This is a genomic window from Nocardioides sp. NPDC006303 (assembly GCF_040613175.1).
In the GTDB taxonomy this organism is placed as follows: domain Bacteria; phylum Actinomycetota; class Actinomycetes; order Propionibacteriales; family Nocardioidaceae; genus Nocardioides.
In genome coordinates, this window is record NZ_JBEXRR010000019.1 from 1 (window position 1) to 24,893 (window position 24,893).

The following is a 24,893-nucleotide window of genomic DNA, read 5'->3' on the forward strand; positions in this document are numbered from 1 at the left end:
AACAAGCCCGCCGAGCACGAGTTCGTCTACTCCGACGCAGAGCGCGACGCCCTCATGCGTGACGGCGTGGAGCAGGGCAAGAAGCTGCCCAAGGCTCGGCGCGAAAGGGTGACAAGTCCACCAAAGTCCGATAGGTCTTCCATGCGATTTTCCGCCAACCAGACCCTGCTTCCCACCTGTAGGGGCGGTGGCGGACGACACTCTCGAACACCCCACACTCTCTAAGGAGACGTACGTGCGCAACGGACTCACCACCGGACGCGGCCTGAGCTTGGCCGCCGCCGGTGTCGCAGCGATGGCGCTGACCTTGACGGCCTGCGGGTCGGGCGGCATCGACGACGAAGGCGGTGGCGGGGAGGACACGCTTACCATCGGGTTCGTCTCGACCGAGACGGGCTCCTCGGCGCCGTTCGGCGAGGCGAACAGCTTCGTCGTCGACGAGCTGGAGACCTACTTCAAGGACCACCCGGTCAAGGCAGGTGACAAGGAGCTCGATGTCGAGATCGTGGTGCGCGACGCGCAGAGCGACACGACGAAGGCCGGGGCGGTGGCCGGCGACCTGATCAACAAGGACGGCGCCGACATCATCGTCGCCTCCTCGACGCCCGACATCGTCAACCCGGTCTCGGAGCAGTGCGAGGCCAACTCGATCCCGTGCATCACCACGGTCGCCCCGTGGCAGCCGTTCGCGATCCGCAGCGGCGACAAGCCGGCCGAGCTGAAGTACAGCTACCACTTCTTCTGGGGTCTCGAGGACGTCTCGACGGTCTACGCCGACATCTGGGGCAAGGTTCCGAACAACAAGAAGGCCGGCGGCCTGTTCCCGAAGGACCCCGACGGTGAGGCATGGGGCGCCAACTTCCCGGCGCTGACCGAGGCGTCGGGCGTCAAGATCGACAACCCGGGCAACTACCCCAACGGCACCAAGGACTTCTCCGCCCAGATCAGCGCCTACAAGGGCCACGACGTCCTGGTCGGCGTCCCGATCCCGCCGGACTTCACCACGTTCTGGCAGCAGGCGAAGCAGCAGGGCTACAACCCGAAGGTCGCCACCATCGGCAAGGCGCTCCTCTTCCCGAGCAGCGTCGAGGCGTTGGGCCCGATCGCCCACAACCTCTCGACCGAGGTGTGGTGGACCCCGACCGCTCCCTACGAGTCCTCGCTGACCGGCCAGTCCGCGCAGGAGCTGGCGGACGCGTACGAGGAGAAGACCGGCAAGCAGTGGACCCAGCCGCTGGGCTTCGCGCACGCGCTCTTCGAGGTCGCGACCGCGGCGGTGACCGAGGCCGGCTCGACCGACGCCGACGCGATCACCAAGGCGCTGGCCGGGCTCGAGGTCTCCACGGTCGTCGGTGACGTCGCCTGGGGCAAGGACGCGAACGTCCCGCCGTACGTCGCCAAGACCTCGCTCGCGGGTGGTCAGTGGCGCCAGGTCGAGGGCGGGGAGCACCCGTTCGAGCTGGTCGTCGTGCAGAACTCGCTGGCTCCCGACGTACCTCTCGGGGGCGAGCCCGAGGCGCTCAAGTGACCTTGCTCCACGTTGACGACCTGGCCAAGTCCTTTGGCCAGGTCGTCACGGCCCGCTCGGTCTCCTTCCATGTCGCCGCCGGCGAGGCGCTCGGCATCGTCGGGCCCAACGGCGCCGGCAAGTCCACGCTGCTCAACCTGGTGACCGGCACGCTCCCGGCCGACGCGGGCACCATCCGCTTCGACGACACCGACGTCACCCGGATGCCGGCGGCGCGCCGTACGGCCCTCGGGATCGGGCGTACGTTCCAGGTCCCCCGCCCCTTCGAGGGGCTCACCGTCTTCGAGAACGTGCTGGTCGGATCCACCTTCGGCGCGGGCACGCGCCGGAAGGAGGCCAATGCGCTGGCCTGGCAGGCGCTGGAGACCGCCGACCTGATGCACCTGGCCAACACCCCCGCCGGCTCGCTGCGGCTGCTCGACCGCAAGCGGCTCGAGCTCGCCCGCGCGCTGGCCACCCAGCCGCGGCTGCTGCTGCTCGACGAGATCGCCGGCGGCCTCACCGAGCACGAGCTGCCCGCGCTGATCGAGACCATCTCCGCGATCCGCGATGGCGGCACCGGCGTCGTCTGGATCGAGCACATCGTGCATGCGTTGCTGCAGGTCGTGGACCGGTTGATGTGCCTGGCCCAGGGCGACGTCGTCGCCACCGGCGACCCGCGCGAGGTGATGGCCTCCGACGCCGTCGCCGCCGTCTATCTCGGCTCCCCCGACCTGGAAGGCGACACCCCATGACCAGCCTGCTCGAGGTCGACGCGATCGACGTCGCCTACGGCGACTTCCGCGCCTTGCACGGCATCACGGTCCGGGTCGCCGAGGGCGAGACGCTGGCCGTGATCGGCGCCAACGGCGCCGGCAAGTCGACGCTGCTGAAGACGATCTCCGGCCTGCTCCGCCCGACCGCCGGCCAGATCCGCTTCAACGGCCACAACGTCTCCCACACCCCCGCCCATCGGCGGGTCCGCGAGGGCATCGCGCTCACGCCGGAGGGACGCCGGATCTTCGCCTCCCTCACCGTCGAGGAGAACCTCAAGGTCGGCGCGCACGGACGTCGGCCCGGACCCTGGAACCTCCAGACCGTCTACGACGCGTTCCCGCTGCTCGCGGAGAAGAGAACACGCCGCGGAGCGCACCTGTCCGGTGGTGAGCAGCAGGCCACCGCCATCGGCCGGGCGCTGATGTCCAACCCGAAGCTGCTCCTGCTCGACGAGGTCTCGCTCGGCCTCGCCCCGGTCGTGATCGCCGATATCTACAAGGCGCTCCCCACGATCGCGGCGAAGGGGACGACCGTGCTCGTGGTCGAGCAGGACCTCACCCAGGCACTCACCGTCGCCGACCGGGTGCAGTGCCTCCTCGAAGGCCGCACCGTCCTCGAGGGCGCGGCCGCCGACGTCACCCGAGAGCAGGTCCAGGCGGCGTACTTCGGGATCGACGAGCAGGAGGTCGGCTGATGGACTGGATCAACGCGGTCCTCCAGGGAGTCCTGCTCGGCGGGCAGTACGCACTCCTCGCCTGCGGCCTGAGCCTCATCTTCGGCGTGATGCGCATCGTCAACCTCGCCCACGGCGTCCTCGCCGTCGCCTCGGCCTACCTCGCCTACTGGCTCGTCCAGCAGACCGGGATGCCGGCGTTCCTCACCATCGTCATCGTGATCCCGGTGCTCGCCGCGGTCGGCTACGCGATCCAGCGCGGTCTCTTCAACCCGGCGCTGCGCCACGGCGAGCTGTCACCGCTGCTGGTCTCGTTCGGCTTGGCCGTCATCGGCGCCAACCTGCTCCAGGAGATCTTCACCGCCGATTCCCGCAAGATCTCGATCGGCACCCTGTCGACCGCGTCCGTCGAGCTCGGCGGCCTGCGACTCGGTGTCTTCTCGCTGATCACGCTCGTGGTGGCGGTCGGCGTCATCGTCGGCCTGCAGCTCTACCTCTCCCACACCCGCATCGGCCGCGCGATGCGCGCGACCAAGGACGACCCCGAGGCGGCCACGCTCATGGGGATCGACGAGCGGCACATGTACGCCCTGGCCACCGCGATCGCGATCGGCACCGTCGCTCTGGCCGGTGTCTTCCTCGGCATGTCGACGCAGTTCAGCCCGACGTACGGGGATCTCGTCCTCATCTTCGCCTTCGAGGCGGTCATCATCGGCGGCCTCGGCTCGCTCTGGGGCACCCTCCTCGGCGGTCTCGTGCTCGGCGTCGCGCAGACCGTCGGCGCACAGATCGACCCGGCCTACGGCGTCCTCGCCGGTCACCTGGTCTTCCTGGTCGTACTCCTGTTCCGGCCCCAGGGCCTGCTCCCGAAGGCGGTCGTCGCATGAGCCCAACGACAACGCTCGCCAGCCGAGACCTCGCCAGCAGAGACCTGAAGGTCGTACGCGGCGGCTGGCCCTCGCTCGCCGGCGGCGGCGTCCTCGCCGCGATCGTGGTGTTCCTGGCCGCGGCGCCGTGGTTCGTGTTCAGCCCGGGCGACGTGACCAACCTGGTCACGCTCTTCGCGCTGATCATCCTCGGCACGACCTGGAACCTGATGGCCGGCTACGGCGGGCTCGTCTCGATCGGGCAGCAGGCCTACATCGGTGCCGGCGGCTACGGCGTGATCAAGCTCGCCGACGTCGTCGGGCTGCCGATCCCGGTGGCCGTGGTGGCGGCCGGGGTGGTCTGCGCCGCCCTGGCGATCCCCACCTCGTTCCTGCTGTTCCGGCTGGTCGGAGGCTACTTCGCGATCGGCACCTGGGTCGTGGCCGAGGTCTTCAAGCTGGTCACCCAGGAGCTCCCGGGCTTCGGCGGCGGCTCCGGCCTCTCGCTCACCGCCTTCCAGGGCGTCGACCGGGTGACCCGGATCGCGACGGTCTACTACCTGGCGCTCGTGCTGGCCGTGCTCGTCGTGCTCGCGACGTACGTCCTGATGCGCTCGCGCGTCGGCCTCGGCCTGACCGCGATCCGTGACGACTCGGTGGCGGCGGCGTCGCTCGGGGTCGCGGTGCGGCGCTCGCAGCGTCTCGTCTACGTCGCCGCCTCCGGCGGCGCCGGCCTGGCGGGCGCGCTGATCGCGGTCAACGGGCTGCGGGTCTCGCCGGACTCGATGTTCTCGGTCCAGTACACCGCCTTCATGATCTTCATCGTGGTCATCGGCGGGCTGGGGACGATCGAGGGCCCGATCCTGGGCGCGGTGATCTTCTTCGCGCTCCAGCAGCTGCTGGACTCCTACGGCACCTGGTATCTCGTCGCGCTCGGAGCGGTAGCGATCGCCGTCGTCCTGCTGGCGCCGCGCGGTTTGTGGGGCCTGATGGCGCGTGGTCGCTACGAGATCTTCCCGGTCGGCCACACGGTCCTCAACCGATAGCGGGGATCAAACGGTCGCTCTACTTGCGAGTAACCGACCGATTGATCCCCGACTATCCACCGCTCTCCAGAGTTATCCACAGGGTTGTGCACAGGCGGGGGATTGTTGTGGATCCCTGGATGCGGGATTCGTACGTCTGGCTGATGCTGTCGTCGTGACTGCCCGATCTCCACACTTCCGACCGCCGGAATACTCCGCTGCGCGGCCTTCTGTGGTGCGGCCGACCGAACATTGCTACTCGCAAGTAACATTGGTCGGATGACCGACACTTCCACCCCCACGACCGCCCCCGACGCGTACGGAATCGAGCGTGCCGAGGGCACCAGCTTCACGCTGACCGTGGTTCGTGCGGCGGACCCCGAGGCGCCGACGGTTCTGGTCGTGCCCGCGATGGGCATGCCGGCCGGCTACTACGACAAGCTGATCGTCGCCTTCGCGGAGGCGGGGATCAACGTCGGCCGGATGGAGCAGCGTGGCCACGAGGAGCTCGGCGGGCGGGTCGCCGGCTGGTCCTACGACTTCGGCTACGCCGACCTTGTCGACGACATCGCCGCCGCTGTCGACCGCCTCGGTGAGCTGATCCCGGCCTCGGCCGGTGCGGCGTACGTCCTCGGGCACAGCCTCGGCGGCCAGGCCGCCAGCGCCTATGCCGCGCTGCACCCCGACCGGGTCGCCGGCCTGGTCTACGTCGCCTCGCAGACGCCCTACTGGCGCAACTACGGCCCGGCCTTCCTGGTCGCCAGCCAGGCGATGGGCCTCGTCGGCCGCGTCGTCGGCCACTTTCCCGGCAAGCAGCTCAAGTTCGCTGGGCGCGAGGCCCGCACCCTGATGAAGGAATGGGCGAGGTACGCCCGCACCGGCCGGCTCCGCTTCGGCAGCCCGGCCCGCGACGTCACCGCGGAGATGCGGGCGCTGAAGAAGCCCGCGCTGATCGTCTCCATCGAGGGCGACTGGCTGGCCCCGAGCGCGACGGTCGACGAGATCCAGCGCCGGATGCCCGGGCTCGACGTCGCGCGGGTCCACCTGGCCGAGCCCGGCATCGACCACTTCAAGTGGGCGCGTAGGCCGGGCTCGACGATCACGGCGGTCCTCGACTGGCTCTCGCGCTAGTCGCGCGTCTCGGGGTCGAGTACCACGTGCCCCGCCGCTCAGCGGACGAGGCTCGGGTGGTCGATCAGGTACCTCGCCCTCTGCACCTTCAAGATCGTGACGATCTGGTCGATGTCCATGGACGCGATGCTGGATCCAACGCTTTCGGCGCAACGCGTGGTCGGGTCGGGGATGGGGGCGGCAGGGTGCGCGCCGGCGGTCGTGGGCGCAACTGCGGACATGATGGTAAGCGCGCCCGCGACGGCGGCGGTAGCGGCGAGATTCGTCACGGCGCGGCGGGTGTTGCTGGTGTTCATGGCGTTCCCTTGGTCGTGGGCTGGTGGCCCGGTGTGGATCTCCTTTGTGACATCAGCGGGTACCGCGGCGGTCGGGGCTCGGTATCGCGCCGGTATCGACCGCGTCGACGGCGTCCCCCGGCCACTCGCAGCCGAACCGAACCGGCTTGACGCCCGCTCTGGCGCGGGTCGACAGTGGTGAGGTGGAGATCGCGGTTCTCGGTCCCCTGAGCGTGCACGGCGATCCGCGTCGAGTCGGTGGCCGTGACCGGATGGTTCTGGCCGCGCTGACCACCGCACCCGGTGAGGCCTTCAGCGTGGACCGCCTTGCCGACGTTCTCTGGGGGGATCGGCCGCCTGCTTCGTCTGCCAAGAACATCCAGGGTTGCGTCTCGCGCCTGCGTAGCCTGCTGGGAGCGGATGCGATCGGGACCGTGCCCAACGGGTATCGACTGACGGTGCCGGCAGGGACCCTGGACTCCCAGCGGTTCGAGGAGCTGCTGCAGGAGGCTCGGGAGCTCGTCGATGACGACTGGGCTGCGGCGCGCGACCTGCTCGAGTCAGCGTTGGGCCTGTGGCGGGGGCCTGCCTATCCCGAGCTCGAGGACTGGGATCGGGGCCGGCAGGAGGCAGCGCGCCTCGAGGAGCTGCGACACGACGTCGAAGAGCTGCTGATCGAAGGCGAGCTTCGCGTCGGCCGCCATCGCGAGATCGTCCCCCGCGCACGAGCGATGGTTGATGCTGACCCGATGCGCGAGCACCGATGGGCGCAGCTGGCCCTCGCCCTGTACCGCAGCGATCGGCAGGCGGAGGCCCTGGAGGCGCTGCGTGGCCTGCGCGCTCTCCTGTCCGATCAGCTCGGGCTGGATCCGGGTGAGGAGGTGGTGCGGCTCGAAGCCGCCATCCTCAACCACGACGAGGACCTCGAGGCTGCTGCCGTCAGCGCGACACCGCGGCCACGGGCGCCGCGGACCGCTCCACACATTCCTGGGGCGCCTTCGGGTCGTCGGCTGGCTGGAAGGGTGGAGGAGCTACAGGTACTGGGAGAGCTGCTGGGACGAGGGATCGACGGTTCCCCGGGCGCCGTGATCGTCCATGGCGAGGCCGGTGTCGGGAAGACACGGTTGGTCACGGAGGCAGCCGGCACGGCGCGGGATCTCGGGTACGACGTGCTGTGGGGGCGGTGCACGCGCTTCGGTGCTGCCTCGTCGCCGTACTCCCCGTTCGCGATGGCCCTGGAAGCCTGGCTGGCGAATGCATCGACGACAGCCCGGGCCGACCTCCTGGCCGTCGCACCACGGCTGGACTCGATCCTCCCTTCGCTCGTTGGGGCGGCGGACGCGGAGCCCCAACGCCTCCTTCCGGAGATTGCGCGGGGCCTGGCCTGGCTGGCGACCCACGGCCCCGCTCTGCTCGTGATCGACGATCTGCAGTGGGCCGACGACTCGTCGCTGGACCTGTTGGGGTACCTGATCGCGGGCTTCGATGCCCAGGACCTCGTCGTCATGGCGACGGTCCGCGACGAGGAGCTCGATCCGGGCCACCGACTGCACGGGTGGCTGGCCGACGTTCGCAGATTCCCCGGAGTCCGGGAGCTGCGGCTCCGCCGCCTGGGGGTCGAGGAGACGGAGCAGCAGCTGAAGGCGCTGCTCGGCGCCAGGCCGAGCCTGAAACTGCTGGACGCGGTCTACGGCCGGTCCTTGGGCAATGCGTACTTCACCGAGCTGCTGGCGCGGGACCTCGACATGGGAAGTGAAGCCCTTGCGGCGGCCCTCCCCGACGTCCTGGCGGACGCACTGCTGGTCGCGTGGCGCCGGCTCGGTCTGGACGCCCAGGAGGTCGCGCGACTGCTCTCGGTCGCCGGCCGACCGCTGACGTTCGACGAGTACGCCGTCATGGCCGGCCTGATCGCACTCGACAGCCAGGCCCTGTCCCGGTGCCTGGTGCAGGCGACCGCCGTGGGAGTGGTCACGGTCGGCCGCGATGACCGCTACTGGTTCCGTCATCCGCTGCTGGCCGAAGTCCTCTACGACACCTTCCTCCCCGGGCAGGCCGTTCCGTTGCATGCGGCGATCGCCGACACCTTGACCACGCCCAGCGGCTCGCCGGCCGGGGAGATGCGCCGCTGGGGAGATCTCGCCCTGCACCACGAACGGGCGGGTGCCGTCGATGAGGCGGTCCGTTGCTCGCTGACGGCGGCCGGGCTGGCGGAGGACTTGCGCGTCTTCCCCGAGCAGCTGACCCACCTGAGGCGCGTCATCGAGCTCCTGCCGAGGGCCGGTGAACCGACCCGGCGTGCTGTCGGCGACCACGTCCTCCTGCTCACCCGTGCGGCGGAGGTGGCCGCGCTCACGGGCGACTTCGATGCGGAGTACGACTGGCTCGACCGCGCCCGCATGCTGGTCGATCGAGCCACGCACCCCCGCCTGGCCTCGAAGATCCTGTGCCTGTGGTGTGACGCGGTGTTCAACTCCGGACACACCTCGGAACGGCCCATGGTCGAAGTCCACGAGGCGGTCGACCTGGCGTCGACATTCCCCGACAGCGTGGAATACGTGCGGGCTCTGAGCCTCCTGTCCGAGACCGAATTTTGGGGAGGACTGCCAGCCGCCGCTGAGCATGCCGAGCAGGCACTCGAGGCCGCCAACCGGTGCGGTACGGACCTCGCGCGAGCCGTCGCTCTCCGAGCCCAGGCGTATGCAGTGTTCGGCAGCGGTCGCGCGATCATCCACGAGTCACAGCGGGGTGACGCCGAGCGGGCGCACGAACTGGCGCTGTCCATCGGCGACCCCGACTTGATCGGCCGGACCGGATGGGCGCTGGCGATCTTCACGCAATGGCCGGGGGAGACTCGACGCGTCGCATGGTCGGCCTTTGGTGATGTCGCCGCCCACGGGTCACCAATCCCCGGGGCCTGCCTCGCCATCATCGCTGCAGAGGCCGCCCTGTGCGAAGGGGACCTGGCCGGAGTGCGCGACTCGCTCCGCGAGATTCTGCCCGCTCGGCTCGCCAAGAGCGCCGGTGTGGCCGCCAGGCTGACGATGTGTGAACTCGCCTGCCGGCTGGGGAGACTCGACGAAGCGGACCAGCACCTGCACCGCGCCGAGGAACTGCTCCCGGACTTCCTGTCCATGGTCGGCCTGGCCGGCGCAAGATCCTGCGCGGTGCACTTGATCAGCCACGGCAGACCCGAGCAGGCAGGACAGATGGTCCTCGACTATGTCCAGCTCGACCCCACCGATCCGGACACAGCCGCCGACCTGCTGCGGTTGGGCGCGTGGGCCGCTGCGGACCTGGCGGCGATCGACTCCTCGGGAACCGGGTCGACAGGTCGTGGGCAACCCTTGCTCGACAACCTGCTCGAGGAAGCAGAGCGGCTTCCCTGGGATCCCTTCGCAGCCCAACCCGAACTGCGGTCGCTGTTCGAGGCAGAATCAGCTCGCTGTCGACGAAGCGACGACGAGGTCGATCTCTGGCACACCGCCATCGACCGCTGCATCAGCGCCAGTTGGGGTTGGGAAGAGGCTGTCGCTTCGTGGCGCTGCGCCGAGGCGACCGCGAGAACGGGGCAGTCCAGCCAGACAAACGCCATGCTCGAGCAGGCCCTTCGACTGGCCCGGGAGATGGGCGCCAAGCCCATCGAGCGAGCGGTGGTGGCCCTGACCGCGCCCGACGCGGATCAGCCGGCGATGCCCTAGTCGCGTACGCATTTCCGCCAACCCGCGACCCCACCTTTGATGCGGCCCGAGCGGGCCGCAAGACTCGCCCTGAGGCTGTGATCCCACACCCCGCCGCGGCCTCGGAAAGGTGAGGAACATGCCAGTCTTCGACGACGGCCAGCAAGAGACCGAGGTCCCCGAGACCGAGGATGTCGTGACCACCGACGTCCTCGTCGTGGGATCCGGCCCGGCCGGCGCCTCCGCCGCGCTCTTCCTGAGCGAGCTCGGTGTCGACAACATCATGATCACGAAGTACCGCTGGACCGCGAACACCCCGCGGGCACACATCACCAACCAGCGCGCGATGGAGATCTTCCGCGACCTGGGCATCGAGGAGCAGGTGCTGGCCGACGCGACGCCGCACGAGCTCGTCGGTGACACCGTCTTCTGCACCAGCATCGCCGGCGAGGAGATCGGCCGCATCCGCACCTGGGGCACCCGCCCCGACCGCGAGGCCGACTACCAGCTCGCCTCGCCGTGCCTGACGGTCGACATCCCGCAGACGTACCTCGAGCCGATCCTGGTCCGAAACGCGACCGAGCGCGGCACCCAGACGCGGTTCTCCACCGAGTACCTCAGCCACACCCAGGACGACGAGGGCGTCACCACGATCGCCCGCGACCGGCTGACCGGCCACGAGTACAAGATCCGCTCGAAGTTCCTCATCGGCGCCGACGGCGCCCGCACCCAGGTCGGCGCCGACATCGACCTGCCGCTCGAGGGCGCGATGGACATCGCCGGGTCGATGAACATCACCTTCAAGGCCGACCTCTCCGAGCTCGTCGACCACCGCCCGTCGGTCCTCTACTGGGTCATCCAGCCGGGCTCGAACGTGGGCGGCATCGGCACCGGCCTGGTGCGCATGGTCCGCCCCTGGGACGAGTGGCTGATCGTGTGGGGCTACGACATCAACCAGCCGCCGCCGGAGCTGACCGAGGAGTACGCGGTCAAGGTCATCCGCGACCTGCTCGGGATGCCCGACCTGGAGCCGGATGTGACCGGCTACTCGCTGTGGGGCGTGAACGAGATGTACGCGACCCACGCCCAGAAGGGCCGCGTCTTCTGCGCGGGCGACGCCATCCACCGGCACCCGCCGTCGAACGGCCTCGGCTCCAACACCTCGATCCAGGACTCCTACAACCTGGCCTGGAAGCTCGCCGCGGTGCTGCAGGGCTATGCGGAGACCTCGCTGCTGGACTCCTACTCCGCCGAGCGTGCCCCGGTCGCCAAGCGCATCGTCACCCGCGCCAACCAGTCCGCGCGCGAGTTCGGTGAGCTCTTCGAGGCGCTCGGCGTCGTCGGCCTCGAGGGCGAGGAGATGGCCAAGGCCATCGAGGAGCGCAAGGCCAACACCCCTGAGGGCGCCGCCAAGCGTGCCGCGTTGGTCACCGCGATGGAGCGCAAGAACTACGAGTTCAACGCCCACGGCGTCGAGCTCGGCCAGTTCTACGAGTCCACCGCGATCGTCTCCGACGGCACCCGGCCCGCGCCGACCGACGACGAGGACCTCTACCACCGGATGTCGACCTCGCCGGGTGCGCACCTGCCGCACGCCTGGGTCGGCGACAACGTCGAGAAGCATGCGATGCTCGACCTCGCCCCCTACACGCAGTGGACGCTGATCACCGGCGTCGCCGGCGAGGCGTGGGAGGACGCGGCGGAGGCGGCCCGGACGAAGTTCGGGATCCCGCTCCAGACCGTCGTCATCGGCCCGGGCCGAGCGGTCACCGACCTCTACTTCGACTGGGCCAAGCTCCGCGAGGTCGAGGAGTCGGGCGCGATCCTGGTACGTCCCGACAAGCACATCGCCTGGCGCTCCATGTCGCTTCCCGACGACCCCGGCGCCGCGCTGGGCGAGGCGGTCGCGACGCTGCTGGGCAAGGCCTGATCGTTCCGGTCGAGCGGGGGGATTCGATGAAGTTCACGCATGAGTCGCTGCCGCAGCGGGTCCGCTTCGCCACCGGCGAGGCGCCCGCTGCGGTGGCAGCCGAGATCGACGAGCTCGGCGCGCGGCGGGTGATGGTCATCGCCGGCGCGCGCGAGGCCGAGCTCGCCGCCCGGGTGACGGCCGGCGTACCGGTCGCGCTGCGCCACGACGAGGTCGTGATGCATGTGCCGGTCGAGGTGGCCGAGCGGGCTCGTGAGCGGGCGGCCGAGTCCGCCGTCGACGCGCTGGTGTGCGTCGGCGGTGGCTCGACCACCGGCCTGGCCAAGGCCGTCGCGCTCACCACGGGGCTGCCGATCGTGGCGGTCCCGACGACGTACGCCGGGTCCGAGGCGACCAACGTCTGGGGCCTGACGACGGGCGAGACCAAGACGACCGGTATCGACGCCCGCGTCCTGCCGCGGTCGGTCGTCTACGACGCCTCGTTGCTGACCACGCTGCCCGGCGAGATGACCGTCGCCAGCGGGCTCAACGCGCTGGCGCACTGCGTCGACGCGATGTGGGGTCCGCGGGTGGACCCCATCGACCAGGTCAACGCCGCCGAGGGGATCCGCGGGCTCGCCGCCGGACTCCCCCTCGTCAAGGCCGACTCGGAGAGCATCGAGGGGATCGAGCAGACGCTCTACGGCGCCTACCTGGCTGCGGTCTCGTTCACGTCTGCCGGATCCGGCATGCACCACAAGATCTGCCACGTGCTCGGCGGCATGTTCAACCTGCCGCACGCCCAGACCCACGCCGTCGTGCTCCCGCACGTGCTCGCCTTCAACGCGCCGTCCGCCCCCGAGGCGGAGGCGCGGATCGCGGCGGCCTTCGGGGCGCCGAGCGCCGTGGCGGGGCTGGCGGAGCTGCGTACGACGCTCTCGGCGCCGAAGGCGCTCAAGGACTACGGCATGCCCGAGGACGGCATCGCCAAGGCGGTCGCGCCGATCATGGCCGCCATCCCCGACAACAACCCGACCCCGGTCACCGAGGAGAACCTGACCGCGCTGCTGACCGCGGCGTGGTCGGGAGAGGAGAGCTGATGAGCGACGTAGCTGGCGTATCGCCGGAGCAGCAGGCGGTCGAGCAGACCCTGGTCGACACCGTCGTCGCGTCCTTCGACGCCTGCGAGGACCCGCGCCTGAAGGAGGTCATGGTGTCGCTGACGCGTTACCTGCACGCCTTCATCCGCGACGTACGCCTCACCGAGGACGAGTGGGCCGCCGCCATCGAGTTCCTGACCAAGGCCGGCCACATCACCGATGACGTGCGTCAGGAGTTCATCCTCCTCTCCGACACCCTCGGCGCCTCGATGCAGACGATCAACATCAATAACCAGGCGTACGCCGACGCGACCGAGGCCACGGTCTTCGGACCGTTCTTCGTGGAGGACTCCCCGGCGATCGAGCTGGGCGGAGACATGGCCTTCGGTGCCCCGGGAGAGCCGTGCTGGGTCACCGGCACGGTCACCGGCACGGACGGGAAACCGCTGGTCGGAGCCAAGATCGAGGTCTGGGAGGCGGACGAGGACGGGCTCTACGACGTCCAGCGCGATGCCGGTGCGCGGGCGGCTCGGGCGCACCTGTTCACCGACGCCGAGGGCGGCTACCGGTTCTGGGGGCTGACGCCCACGCCGTACCCGATCCCGGACGACGGCCCCGTCGGAAAGATGCTGGCCGCGGTCGGGCGCTCGCCGCTGCGGGCCTCGCACCTGCACTTCATGGTCACCCACGAGGGCTGCCGCACGCTGGTCACCCACATCTTCCCCGAGGGCGACCCGATCGGCTGGAAGGACACCGTCTTCGGGGTCAAGGAGTCGCTGATCAAGAGGTTCGAGCGGCAGGCCGCCGGGACGCCGACCCCGGACGGTCGGGACGTCGACGGCACTTGGTCGAAGGTGCGGTTCGACATCGTCCTCGCGCCCGCCGGCGCCTGATTCGTCCCTGGCGTGCTTCGGGCACAGGGGTGTTGCCCCGGCACGCCAGGGACCCCCTCACGGTGCCGGATGGACGATGTAGGTGAAGTCCTCGTCGAACAGGACGTTGCCCGCGGAGTCGGTGATCGTGAGGTGGTCGGTCACGCGGGAGTCGGGCGGATACGAGTCGAGATAGATCGGCACGTCGGTCCAGGTCCGGCCCTCGGGAACCACGGAACCCTTGATGTCGAGCCCACCCGGCGGCGCCGGATGGTCCAGCGTGATCCGGAGGGTTCCCCGCACCCAGCCGTCCGACCCCTCGGGCGTCAGGACCGGCTCGTTGACGGTGAACTGATCGCCTTTCCGGAAGGACCGGATCTCCGGCCGGACCTGCATCACCCGGGCGGCGCTCTTCCGGTTCCGGGTCGCCCTGATCGTCACGTTGAACGCGGGCAGGGTCCCTACGTCCGGCGCCTTCGTGACCGCCGTGAACGACGCCGTACGCCGCCCGGCCTGAACGGTGAGGGTGCCCGGGACGGTGACCCAGGACGAGCTCGACGTGAGGCTCACCGCCAGGGACGTCTTGGCGACGCAGTCGAGCGTGACCGTCCCGGTGGCTCTCTGGCCGGCGTGGACGTAGGAGGGCAACGCCACCGCGGTGGGCACCGGCGTCGGGTAGCACGGGGTCACCGTGCGGACGAGTGTCGCGCGGCGTACCACCTGCCGGTAGACCGCCTTGACCCTGCCGCTGCTGCGAACGGTCGTCGGTGAGGTCCGGACGGTGACGACGCGCGTGCTCCGGCCGCCGGCGACATAGACGTACGCCGGGACCCGGATGCCGGTGCTGGCCCACAGCTGCACCTTCGCGCGCCTGGGGGTCCGGCAGGTCAGCCTGACCGTCGCGGTCGTCGACGTGCCTCCGGCCACCGTGCTCCTGGCGAGCGTCAAGGACTTGAGCGCCGGCCGACAGGCCGCCTCCGCCGACGGAGCCGTCACCGCGGCGGGCACGTTGAGGACCGCGACGGCCAGGACGATGCCGAGGACGAGTCGGGCGAAGCGGGACATCCTCGGAACGTATCGGGACCGCCGCTACGTGCAGCTCGCACGGACCGGCGGTCCCTCAGATCAGGTAGCCCCTCCTGGCCCGGGCTATTCCTGGGCGGCGCTGTCGGCCGCGGCGAAGTCGACCTGCAGCGATTCCAGGATCGAGGCGATGGTCTGCTCGGTCGGCGCCTTCTCGATCCCGGCCTCGTGGAGGATCCCGGCGCCGTCCTCGTACTCGAGGAGGGCGAGCAGGATGTGCTCGGTGCCGACGTAGGAGTGCTCGAGCCGCAGGGCCTCGCGGAAGGTCAGCTCGAGCACCTTCTTGGCGTCGGCGGTGAACGGGATCATCTCGCCGACCTCCCCGTAGGGCTCAGGGGTGGCAGCGGTCGCCGCGGCGCGCACGGCGTCGAGGGTGACGTCCTGGGCCCTGATCGCGTGGCCCGCGACGCCCTCCGGCTCGGCGAGAAGACCGAGCACCAGGTGAGGTACGCCGGTCTCCGCGTTCGCGGCCTTCCGTGCCTCCCCTTGGGCGGCGACGACGACGGTGCGAGCACGCGGGGTGAACTTCGCGAACCCGGCGTTCGGGTCGAGCGCCGTCTCGCCGGCCTTGGGGACGTACTTCTTCTGCGCCGCCTGCTTCGTCACCCCCATCCGGGTCCCGATCTCGGTCCAGGAGGCGCCGGAGCGACGGGCCTGGTCCACGAAGTGCCCGATCAGATGGTCGGCCACCTCGCCGAGGTGCTCGCCGACCACCATGGCGTCGGCCAGCTGGTCCAGGGGCTCGGTCCGAGCCTGCTTGATCGAGTCGATCAGGGTGTCGAGGCGTACGGCCTTGAGGGCAGGGTCTGCATCGCGGGGAGTCGTCATGCGTCAACTCTAGGTTGACGATGTGCTGGCGTCAACCTTTGGTTGACGGTGCGGTCGGCTGTGGCGGAAATGCCAGCGGGCCGGTCATCCGTGTGGATGGCCGGCCCGCTTCGTACCTCGTGCGTCAGTGGCAGTGGTTGGAGATCTGGATCATCTCGTCACGGGGAACGACCTTGATCCGCTCGCGGCCCTGGGCCTCGCCGAGGGACCGCTCGTGGTTGTCGAGCTTCTCCCAGCCCTCGATGGTGGTGAACTCGACACCCTTGCCGGACAGGTGCTCGAGAACGGCGGCGGTCGAGCCGAGCTCGGCGGGCTTGAGCTTGTCGAGGTCCTGGAGGAGGTTGTCGATGGTCTCCTTGGCGTCGGACTTGGTGTGGCCGATGAGGCCGACCGGTCCGCGCTTGACCCACCCGGTGACGTACGTCCCGTTGAGGTGCTCGCCGTTGAGGTCGAGCACCCGGCCGCCGGCGTTGGGGATGACGCCGTTCTCGCTGTCGAAGGGCACGTCGGGAAGGGCTTCGGAGAGGTAGCCGACGGCGCGGTAGACGGCCTGGACCGGGGTGTCGGTGAACTCGCCGGTGCCAGTGACGGTGCCGTCGCCGTTGTACTCGGTCTTCTCGCTGCGCAGCGCGACCACCTGACCGTCCTCGCCGAGGATCTCGACGGGGTTCTGCATCATGTGGATGACGATCTTGTGGGGCTTGTCGCCGGCGGGCGCCTCCATGTACTTCAGGAGGATGTCGGCCACCAGCTTGGTCGCCTTGTGGCTCTGGATCGCCTTCTCGCCGGCCTCGTCGATCTCGAAGCCCTCCTCCTCGACGACGACGTCGACCGACGGGGAGTGGGAGAGCTCGCGCAGCTCCATCGGGCTGAACTTGATGTGCGCCGGGCCGCGGCGGGCGTAGACGTGGACCGTCTTGGCAGGGTTCTTCTTCAGGCCCTGGTAGACGTTGTCGGAGATCTCGGTGACCAGCTGCTCTTCGGCGGGCTTGGCCAGCATGCGGGCGACGTCGAGCGCGACGTTACCGGCGCCCAGGACGGCAACCTCCTCGGCGTCGAGGGGCCACTCGCGGGAGACGTCGGGGTGCCCGGCGTACCAGCTGACGAAGTCGGCCGCGCCGTAGGACTGGGGCAGGTCGATCCCCGGGATGTCGAGCTCACGGTCGGCCATCGCGCCGGTGGCGAAGATGACGGCGTCGTAGAACCGGTGCAGGTCGTCGAGCTTGAGGTCGGTGCCGAAGTCGACGTTGCCGATGAAGCGGATGCTGTCCTGGTTCAGGACGCGCTTCAGAGCCTTGATGATCTCCTTGATTCGCGGGTGGTCAGGAGCCACGCCGTAGCGAACCAGGCCGTAGGGAGCAGGCAGGCGCTCGATGACGTCGACGCGCGCACCAGGGTGCTCCTTCGTGAGGATGTCGGCAGCGTAGATGCCGGCCGGGCCGGCACCGACGATCGCAACGCGGATGTCACGCATAAGGGAGTTCAACCTTCCGTGGATGTACTAAGGCAAGCCTAAAGGGGGTCGTGTAACCCTCCGAATCCGTTCCACCAGGTGGTTACGAGGTCCTGCGTGGGTTTCACGCTCAATCCTAGAACGTGTTCTTGTTTTAGGTGTGTCTGGGAACGTGATCTCGGACACGTACGGCGCGTCGGACCTTGCTGTTCCGGGTGTTGGCTTTCGGTGGTCGAGCTCTGTTGAGTCCTGGTTTGGTCTGTGTTCGCCGCGCTGGAGGGGTCGTGGCTTCGTCGCAGTGTTTCGCCGCCGACCCTTGGTTTGATTGTTTCTCGATCGCGCGCCGCGTCAAGGACGGGCTTCGCCCGCCGGCTTCGCCGGTCGCCTGCGGCGATCCTTGACCCGGCGCGCGATCGAGAAAGATTTGGCCTGTATCGGGTCGGCGGCGAGGGTGTGGCGCAGCGGATTCAGTCTGGGTGCGGGCTTGGGGCTGTGGGTTGGTCGTGCGCGGGTGGCTTGGTGCCTCGTGGGTGCCTATGGCAGTGGGCGTGACCTTGTGAATCGTTCACAAGTGGGCCGTCGCTTTGGCCGGGGCGGGTTCGGTGCCGGCAGGGTCATCAGTTCCCCACTGACCCGGAGAGTTCCCCACGGGCGCGGAGGTTCCCCATCCTCCGGAGCGTGGGGAACATTCACTGCCGTGGGGGAATGTCCCCGCCAAGGGGAAAACGGCCAGTGTGGAGTCGAGGGATCGGCCGGAACGCTCGTGGGGCACCGGGACGGACGGCTTCAGCGAGAGCTGAGAACGATCGACGATTGGAATCGTCAGGTCTGGCGGGTCCTGGTGGCGTGGATTCCTCACCCGGCCGGTTAGGGGCGGCGGGTGAACCGGATCGTGCCATCCGGCAACCGCTCATGAACGTACGCCGGGTTGTGCGCGAGGCGGTGATGATGCGGGCACAACAGCGCCCCGTCTTTCAGGTCCGTCTTTCCGCCGGCGGCCCAGGGGTCGAGGTGGTGGGCGTCGCACCATTCGGGTGGCATGTCGCAGCCTTCGGCTTGGCAGCATTTCTGCTGCAGCCGGAGTGCTTTGCGTTGGATGGGCTGGAAGAACCGGCTGCCCCGACCTGCATCGAGGACCTCGCTGTCGCCGCCCAACACCCAGGGGATGATGGTCGCGTTGCACGCCATCCGCCGGGCCTCGGCCGCGGTGATCGTGGTGCCGTTGGTCTCGTCGTAGCCCAGGGTGGCGATGCCGAGGTCTTTGCGGAGCTCGTCGAGGGAGATGACCACGTTGATGGTGGTCGCATCGCCACCGTGCCGGGGCAGCGCCGCCGGGTCTACGGTCTCCAACAACCGGGCGAAGCCCTGGCCCATCAGCCGCTCCCACGGAGGCAGCGGCGCGCCCTTGCCAACGAGCTGTTGCTTGCGGGGTTGGGCGTAGGCCTCGACCAGCCGCTTGAACCGCATCCCGATCGAGGTCGGCAGCACACCCTCGAACCCGACGGTGCCGTCGTGGTTGTCCCACACCCGCAACGCGGTCTTCTGGTGGGCGCGTTCTTCCTCAGCAAGGAGGGCCTTGGCTTCGGCGTCCTCGAACCGGGCCGGGTCGACCTCGGCCAAGATCCGTTTGCCGACGATGCGGAGCTCGTTCGCGGTCAACCCGGTGGCGTAGTCGACCAGCAGCTTCTCCGCCAGGGCCAGGTCTTCAGCACTCGCGATCGGGTTGGTCTCGATCTTGTCGAGCGCCTTGGTGATCACCCTGGCCTTGTCGTGGGACACGACACCTTCTGCGAGGCCGGCGGCGACGAGGTCGTACTTCGCGACGCTGGCGGCGAGTTTGATCTGGGAGCGGGCGGCGGCCTTGTCGACCAAGAGCTCGGCGCGCATCCATCCGGATGCGTCCTTGGCACCGGTCTCTTCGGCGATGTCGCCCGCGGACGCGAGCACTCGGAGTTTCAGCGCGGCTTGCTGGGCCTGGAGTTTCTCCAACCGCTCCAGCAGGTCCTTCTTCTGCCCGGTCCGCCAATAGGCGGGGTCGGTGGCCAGCAGGTCTTGGAGGGCGGTCTCGATGGCCTTCAAAGCAGCGTCGATCGCATCACCGGGGTTGGTGCCCCAGTGGTCGATCGAGCGGCCGAGACTCATCGCCATCCTCCCCTTTCAGAGGTGTGCTGTGATGGGTCTGATTCTACGCCGTCCGCCCTGCTCTGCCCATCTATTTTCCCAGGTCAAAGACAGTTTTCGCGGTGAGCGAACGGCCTAGCGTCTGTGGATGGTAAGTGGCCCGAAGGGCCACCCTCACGCCCCTCGACCCCGACCTCTCGAGCAACGATCCGCTGCGCCACACCCGGGCCGCCGCCCCGATAGCCAGCCAAATCTTTTCTCGACGGGGCCCGGTGTCCAGGACCGCGAAGCGGCCGGCGAAGCCGGCGGCCGCAGGCCGTCCTTGACTCCGGGGTTCGTCGAGAAGACCCTCCAAGAACGGGTCGGCGGCCCACCCCAACCAGAAGTAACAGCAGCCCATAGCCCTCTCACAGCCGCCCAAAACCACGATCACAGCCCCACCCCCAAGCGTGGTCGCCATGACCCAACTCCTCGACCCACCAACGGCAACATCGCCGACGAAGACAAGAAGCTGGCGCCCAACCCCCGACCGCACGGCGCTCATCATTCTGCTGACCCTGACAGCAGCCGCGTACCTCTGGACGCTCTCGGAGTCCGGATACGCCAATCAGTACTACTCCGCCGCCGCACAAGCCGGCGGCGAGAGCTGGAAGGCGTGGTTCTTCGGGGCGCTCGACGCGAGCAGTTCGATCACGGTCGACAAGCCGCCGGCGTCGCTGTGGGTGATGGGCCTGTCCGTACGCCTCTTCGGGCTGTCGTCGTGGAGCATCCTGGTGCCGCAGGCACTGATGGGTGTCGGGACGGTCGGGCTCGTCTTCGCCATGGTGAAGAAGGTCGCGCCGTGGCAGGCGGGGATCGCGGCGGGGGCGTTGACCGCGCTGACCCCGGCGGCGGCGCTGATGTTCCGGTTCAACAACCCGGACGCGCTGCTGCTCCTGCTGCTGGTCGGTGCCGGGTTCTCGACGCTCAAGGCGATCGAGACCGGCAAGGGCAGGTGGATGGTGTTGGCCGGGGCGCTGCTCGGCTTCGGCTTCCTGACCAAGATGCTGCAGGCGTTCCTGATCATCCCGGCGATCGCGGTGGTCTACCTGATCGCGGGCAAGGGATCGTTCGGCAGGAGGATGGCTCACGGCATCGCCTGCTTCGTCGCCATGGTCGTCAGCGCCGGGTGGTACATCGCGATCGTCGAGCTCATCCCCGAGTCCTGGCGCCCCTACATCGACGGCTCGACCAGCAACTCGCTCCTCGAGCTGACGCTCGGCTACAACGGCGTCGGGCGGCTCAACGGCGGCGACTACGGCGGCCTCGGCAATGCGGGCTTCTCCAGCTCGGCCGGGATCCTGCGCCTCTTTCAGGGCGTCTCGGGCGGGATGGTCTCGTGGCTGCTCCCGGCGGCTCTGCTCCTCCTCGTCACCGGGCTCGTCGCGCTGCGCAGGTCGCCGCGTACCGACCTGACTCGTGCCGCGCTGATGCTCAGTGGTGCCACGATGCTCGTCACCGGCCTGGTCTTCTCTTTCATGGAGGGCATCTACCACGACTACTACGTGGTCGCGCTGGCCCCGTGGATCGCGATCACCGCTGTCGTCGGAGCCGTGATCGTGTGGCGTGACCGCGACAACCTCGTCGCCCGGATCACCCTCGCGGTCGCGATGGCCGGCAGCGCCGTGTGGGGCTGGGTGCTCCTCGGGCAGCCGAACGAGCAGCCGTACGACGCACTGCGCTGGACCGTACTGATCATCGGCCTCGGGGCCGCTGCCGCGTTCGTCTTCGCGGACAGGCTCACCCGCCGGGCAGCCGCGGCGGTCCTCGCGACGGCGGCCGTGACCGTGGGCCTCGGGCCCGCGGCGTACGCGATCCAGACGATCGGCACCGCACACACCGGCTCGATCGTGACCGCTGGGCCGTACGAGGGCGGCGGCATGGGCGGGATGGGTGGTGGTCGCCCCGGTGGTGCCGGCGGCGGCCCCAGTCCTCAGACCCAGAACGGCACCCCGCCGACCGGCCAGATGCCGCAGATGCCCGGCGGCGGAATGCCCGACGGTATGCCCGGCGGGATGCGCGGAGGCGGAATGATGGGCGGCGGTGCGGTCGATGAGGAGCTCGCCGAGGCGGTGAGCACCAACGCCGGTAACTACACCTGGGCGGCCGCGACGATCGGCTCCCAGACCGCGGCCGGGCTCCAGCTCGAGACCGGCGAGGCCGTGATGGCGATCGGTGGCTTCAACGGCACCTCGAACAGCATCACGCTCGAACAGTTCCAGGAGTACGTCGCCAACGGCGAGATCCACTACTTCATCGCCGGCGGCGGTATGGGCGGCATGGGCGGGATGGGCGCCAGAGGAGGCAGCAGCGACGAGACCTCCAGCGCCTCCGAGATCAGCGCCTGGGTGGAGGAGAACTTCACCCAGACCACGATCGGCAGCTCCACGGTCTACGACCTGACCGAGGGGGCCGCATGACCGCGGACACGGCACTCTCGCGCGGCCCGCGGGTCGTCGACGAGAAGCGAGTGCTGACGACGATCGACCTGGTGATCCCGGTCCACAACGAGGAGAAGGGACTGGAGGAGTCCGTACGCCACCTCGACGGCTACCTGCGCACCCTGCCCTACTCTACGACGATCACGATCGCCGACAACGCCAGCACCGACGGCACCTGGAAGATCGCGGAGCGGCTCGCGACCGAGATCACCCGGGTCCGCGCGATCCACCTCGACGAGAAGGGCCGGGGCAGAGCGCTCAAGGCGGCCTGGTCCACGTCACGCGCGGAGGTGGTCGGCTACATGGACGTCGACCTCTCCACCGATCTGCGGGCCCTGCCGCCCCTGCTCGCACCGCTCCTCTCGGGCCACTCCGACGTCGCGATCGGGTCGAGGCTGGCCCGCGGCAGCCGGATCGAGCGTGGCCCGAAGCGGGACTTCCTGTCCAAGGGCTACAACCTGCTGCTGCGCGGGGTCCTGTCCGCGGAGTTCACCGACGCCCAGTGCGGCTTCAAGGCGCTCCGCCGCGACGTCGCCGAGAAACTGCTCCCGCTGATCGAGGACGACAGCTGGTTCTTCGACACCGAGCTGCTCGTCCTCGCCTCCGAGGCGGGGCTGCGCGTGCACGAGGTGCCGGTCGACTGGGTCGACGACCCCGACTCGCGCGTCGACATCGTCACGACGATCAAGGAGGACCTCGTTGGCATCCGCCGGCTGCTGTTCGGGCTGGTCAGCGGTCGGATCGACCTGAGTGGCGTACGTCCTCCCGGGCCCGTGCGGAGCCCGAGCCTGGCGGCTCAAGTGATCCGGTTCGGCGCCATCGGGGTGATGAGCACACTGGCGTACCTGCTCCTCTACGTCCTCCTCCGCACAGCCGTCGGAGCGCAGGCGGCGAACCTCATCGCGCTCCTGGTGACCGCGGTCGCCAACACCGCGGCCAACCGCCGGCTGACCTTCGGGATCACCGCGCGGCAGGGGGCGGTGAAGCATCACGTCGCCGGGCTGGCCGCCTTCGGTGTCGGGCTGACCCTGACCTCGGGATCGCTCGCACTCCTCCACCTGGCCGCGCCGACACCCGCGCGAGCCATCGAGATCGTCGTGCTCGTGGCCGCCAACGCTGCGGCCACGCTGATCCGCTTCATCGCCCTCAGGTGGGTGATGAGTCCGCGCTCGTGAGCCGCTGGGTGCCGATGACGCGGAGCAGCTCCAGCTTCTCCGCGGCATCGGTGCCCTCGGCCGGGAAGTAGGCGAGCAGCTTCACGTCGGCCTCCTCGGTGAGCAGGACCTCGCAGCGTACGGCGACCGGGCCGACCTCCGGATGGATGAACGTCTTCAGATCGGCACGCCGCACGCCGACCTGGTGGCGCTCCCACAGCTCGCGGAACTCCTCGCTCGCGGCGAGGAGGTCGTGCACCAGCGAGGTGATGTCGGAGTCACCGGCCCGCCGGGCGTACGTCGCCCGCAGGTCCATCACGTGGCTCGCCGACATCCGGTCCCAGTCCTCCCGCGGCGCCGGCCGGCGGTCGGGCTCGATGAACCAGCGCCACATCATGTTGCGGCCCCGGCCGGGCCCCTCGGGCAGCGGCGGCAGCAGCGTGGTGGCGAGCGGGTTGAGCCAGGCGATCTCGCCGGTGTCGGTGCAGATCACGACGGGGACGTCGGTCAGCCGCCGGGCGAGGGCGATCAGACCGGGACGTACGTAATTGCCCGCCCGCCGCGGAGGCGGCGTCATCCCGGCGAGGTAGAAGAGGTGGTCGCGCTCATCGAGATCGCACTGCAGCGCCCGCGCGATCGCGGAGAGCACCGACTCCGACGGCGCCGACCCACGCGCCTGCTCCAGCCGCGTGTAGTGGTCGGTCGAGACCCCGGCCAGCGAGGCGACCTCCTCCCGCCGAAGTCCAGGCGTACGCCGCCGCAACCCGTCCGGGAGACCCACATCGGAGGGCCGGAGCAGCTCCCGGCGACGGCGAAGGAAGTCGGCGAGCTCGCGGCGGTCGGTCACGCTCCCCATCCTCCGTCGGTGGCGTCCGGTTATCCAGGGACGGCTCGTCCCTGGATGTGCCGTGCCTCCCGAGGGTCCGTCGAGCGCCGCACGCTGGACGTCATGACGACCCACAACATCAAGTTCAGCAGCCGACAGCTCGGCAAGAACGGCCCCACGGTCACCTCCCCTGCGCTGGGCGGGATGAGCCTCTCCGGCGTCTACGGCGCGGTCGACGACGAGGAAGGCGTACGCGTCATCCACGCCTACCTCGACGCCGGCGGCACCCTGATCGACACCGGCGACTTCTACGGCGCCGGCCACAACGAGATGCTGATCGCCCGGGCGCTGCGCGAGCGCGACCGCGACGACGTGGTGCTCTCGGTGAAGTTCGGCGCACTGCTCACCCCGGTCGGGATGCCGGCCGGCTTCGACGCCCGCCCCGAGGCGGTCAGGTCCTCCCTGACCTACTCCCTCCAGCGACTCGGCACCGACCACATCGACATCTACCGCCCCGCCCGGCTCGACCCGCAGGTGCCGATCGAGGAGACCGTGGGCGCGGTCCAGGAGCTGGTGGAGGCCGGATACGTACGCCACATCGGGCTGAGCGAGGTCAGCGCCGATACGATCCGGCGGGCCGCCGCGGTGGCCCCGATCAGCGACCTGCAGATCGAGTACTCCCTGCTCAGCAGGGGGATCGAGACCAACGGCATCCTCGACACCTGTCGCGAGCTGGGCATCGGGATCACCGCGTACAGCGTCCTCGGCCGCGGCCTGATCGGCGGCAGCGGCGCCCTCGGCGGCTCGCTCGCCCACATGCCGCGCTTCCAGGGCGACAACCTCGACCACAACCGCGCGCTGCTCACCACCCTGGAGGAGATCGCCTCGGCCAAGGGCGTCACCCTGGCCCAGCTCGCGATCGCCTGGGTCGCCGCGCGCGGCGAGCACATCGTCCCCGTCATCGGCTCCCGCCGGGTCAGCCAGGTCGAGTCGATGGCAGGTGCGAACGAGGTCACCCTCGACGACGGGGATCTCGCTCGCATCGCCGCCGCCGTGCCCGTCGGCGCCGCCCGCGGCGACCGCTACCCGACCCAGTTCATGGCGCAGCTCGACAGCGAGCTGTGAGGACGTGAGGA

The 24,893-nt window shown here is 69.5% G+C and carries 19 protein-coding genes; 13 read left to right on the forward strand and 6 right to left on the reverse strand.

What is annotated here, in order from left to right; all coding sequences use genetic code 11:
• The first annotated feature begins 235 nt into the window (after positions 1-235).
• From ABZY89_RS15900 to ABZY89_RS15925, 6 genes are all read left to right on the forward strand, one after another.
• On the forward strand, positions 236-1,528 hold the full coding sequence (locus ABZY89_RS15900; RefSeq protein WP_355018795.1) for an ABC transporter substrate-binding protein: 1,293 nt from the start codon (positions 236-238) through the stop codon (positions 1,526-1,528).
• Positions 1,525-2,262 (forward strand): ABC transporter ATP-binding protein, encoded by a 738-nt coding sequence (locus ABZY89_RS15905; protein WP_355228662.1) that lies wholly within the window; start codon positions 1,525-1,527, stop codon positions 2,260-2,262. The genes ABZY89_RS15900 and ABZY89_RS15905 overlap by 4 nt, the downstream gene beginning before the upstream one ends.
• A complete protein-coding gene (locus tag ABZY89_RS15910) occupies positions 2,259-2,978 on the forward strand; it encodes an ABC transporter ATP-binding protein (RefSeq protein ID WP_355228664.1) in 720 nt (239 codons plus the stop codon). The genes ABZY89_RS15905 and ABZY89_RS15910 overlap by 4 nt, the downstream gene beginning before the upstream one ends.
• The gene (locus ABZY89_RS15915) at positions 2,978-3,844 is read left to right on the forward strand and encodes a branched-chain amino acid ABC transporter permease (protein ID WP_350662735.1); all 867 of its coding nucleotides are present in this window, start codon (positions 2,978-2,980) and stop codon (positions 3,842-3,844) included. The genes ABZY89_RS15910 and ABZY89_RS15915 overlap by 1 nt, the downstream gene beginning before the upstream one ends.
• Entirely contained in the window at positions 3,841-4,869 is a 1,029-nt protein-coding gene (locus ABZY89_RS15920; RefSeq protein WP_355228666.1) for a branched-chain amino acid ABC transporter permease, read from the forward strand. Before ABZY89_RS15915 ends, ABZY89_RS15920 begins: the two co-directional genes overlap by 4 nt.
• 258 nt (positions 4,870-5,127) lie before the next feature.
• On the forward strand, positions 5,128-5,979 hold the full coding sequence (locus tag ABZY89_RS15925; RefSeq protein WP_355228668.1) for an alpha/beta fold hydrolase: 852 nt from the start codon (positions 5,128-5,130) through the stop codon (positions 5,977-5,979).
• A 38-nt stretch (positions 5,980-6,017) separates the two neighbouring features.
• Here ABZY89_RS15925 and ABZY89_RS15930 read toward each other — a convergent pair whose 3' ends face one another.
• Positions 6,018-6,275 carry a hypothetical protein gene (locus tag ABZY89_RS15930; protein WP_355228670.1) on the reverse strand — a complete coding sequence of 86 codons (258 nt, stop codon included), beginning with the start codon at positions 6,273-6,275 and terminating at the stop codon, positions 6,018-6,020.
• 182 nt (positions 6,276-6,457) lie between these two features.
• Here ABZY89_RS15930 and ABZY89_RS15935 point away from each other — a divergent pair, with 182 nt between their 5' ends.
• From ABZY89_RS15935 to ABZY89_RS15950, 4 genes are all read left to right on the forward strand, one after another.
• Complete coding sequence (locus ABZY89_RS15935; protein ID WP_355228672.1) at positions 6,458-9,952, forward strand: BTAD domain-containing putative transcriptional regulator; 3,495 nt, start codon at positions 6,458-6,460, stop codon at positions 9,950-9,952.
• Positions 9,953-10,070: 118 nt separating this feature from the next.
• Positions 10,071-11,861 (forward strand): FAD-dependent monooxygenase, encoded by a 1,791-nt coding sequence (locus tag ABZY89_RS15940; protein ID WP_355228674.1) that lies wholly within the window; start codon positions 10,071-10,073, stop codon positions 11,859-11,861.
• A gap of 26 nt (positions 11,862-11,887) precedes the next feature.
• On the forward strand, positions 11,888-12,940 hold the full coding sequence (locus tag ABZY89_RS15945) for a maleylacetate reductase (RefSeq protein ID WP_355228677.1): 1,053 nt from the start codon (positions 11,888-11,890) through the stop codon (positions 12,938-12,940).
• Positions 12,940-13,833 (forward strand): dioxygenase, encoded by an 894-nt coding sequence (locus ABZY89_RS15950; RefSeq protein ID WP_355228678.1) that lies wholly within the window; start codon positions 12,940-12,942, stop codon positions 13,831-13,833. The genes ABZY89_RS15945 and ABZY89_RS15950 overlap by 1 nt, the downstream gene beginning before the upstream one ends.
• A 57-nt stretch (positions 13,834-13,890) precedes the next feature.
• On the opposite strand, the gene ABZY89_RS15955 is transcribed toward ABZY89_RS15950, so the two are convergent.
• The 4 genes from ABZY89_RS15955 to ABZY89_RS15970 form a co-directional block, all read right to left on the reverse strand.
• Positions 13,891-14,877: a hypothetical protein gene (locus ABZY89_RS15955; RefSeq protein ID WP_355228679.1), complete on the reverse strand. Its 987-nt coding sequence runs from the start codon at positions 14,875-14,877 to the stop codon at positions 13,891-13,893.
• Positions 14,878-14,961: 84 nt separating this feature from the next.
• Entirely contained in the window at positions 14,962-15,723 is a 762-nt protein-coding gene (locus tag ABZY89_RS15960) for a Clp protease N-terminal domain-containing protein (RefSeq protein ID WP_355228680.1), read from the reverse strand.
• A gap of 124 nt (positions 15,724-15,847) precedes the next feature.
• Positions 15,848-17,197: an FAD-dependent oxidoreductase gene (locus ABZY89_RS15965; RefSeq protein ID WP_355228682.1), complete on the reverse strand. Its 1,350-nt coding sequence runs from the start codon at positions 17,195-17,197 to the stop codon at positions 15,848-15,850.
• Positions 17,198-18,043: 846 nt separating this feature from the next.
• A complete protein-coding gene (locus ABZY89_RS15970) occupies positions 18,044-19,318 on the reverse strand; it encodes a DUF222 domain-containing protein (protein ID WP_355228683.1) in 1,275 nt (424 codons plus the stop codon).
• A 437-nt stretch (positions 19,319-19,755) separates the two neighbouring features.
• Between ABZY89_RS15970 and ABZY89_RS15975 the strand changes: the two genes are divergently transcribed.
• Positions 19,756-21,756, forward strand: coding sequence for a glycosyltransferase family 39 protein (locus ABZY89_RS15975; RefSeq protein ID WP_355228685.1), 2,001 nt, complete (start codon positions 19,756-19,758; stop codon positions 21,754-21,756).
• Positions 21,753-22,952, forward strand: coding sequence for a glycosyltransferase (locus tag ABZY89_RS15980; RefSeq protein WP_355228687.1), 1,200 nt, complete (start codon positions 21,753-21,755; stop codon positions 22,950-22,952). The genes ABZY89_RS15975 and ABZY89_RS15980 overlap by 4 nt, the downstream gene beginning before the upstream one ends.
• Here ABZY89_RS15980 and ABZY89_RS15985 read toward each other — a convergent pair.
• Positions 22,924-23,778 carry a helix-turn-helix transcriptional regulator gene (locus ABZY89_RS15985; protein ID WP_355228689.1) on the reverse strand — a complete coding sequence of 285 codons (855 nt, stop codon included), beginning with the start codon at positions 23,776-23,778 and terminating at the stop codon, positions 22,924-22,926. The two genes, ABZY89_RS15980 and ABZY89_RS15985, sit on opposite strands and share 29 nt — an antisense overlap.
• Before the next feature lie 102 nt (positions 23,779-23,880).
• Here ABZY89_RS15985 and ABZY89_RS15990 point away from each other — a divergent pair, with 102 nt between their 5' ends.
• Positions 23,881-24,882, forward strand: a complete 1,002-nt coding sequence (locus tag ABZY89_RS15990) for an aldo/keto reductase (RefSeq protein ID WP_355228691.1) — start codon at positions 23,881-23,883, stop codon at positions 24,880-24,882.
• Positions 24,883-24,893 lie beyond the last annotated feature (11 nt).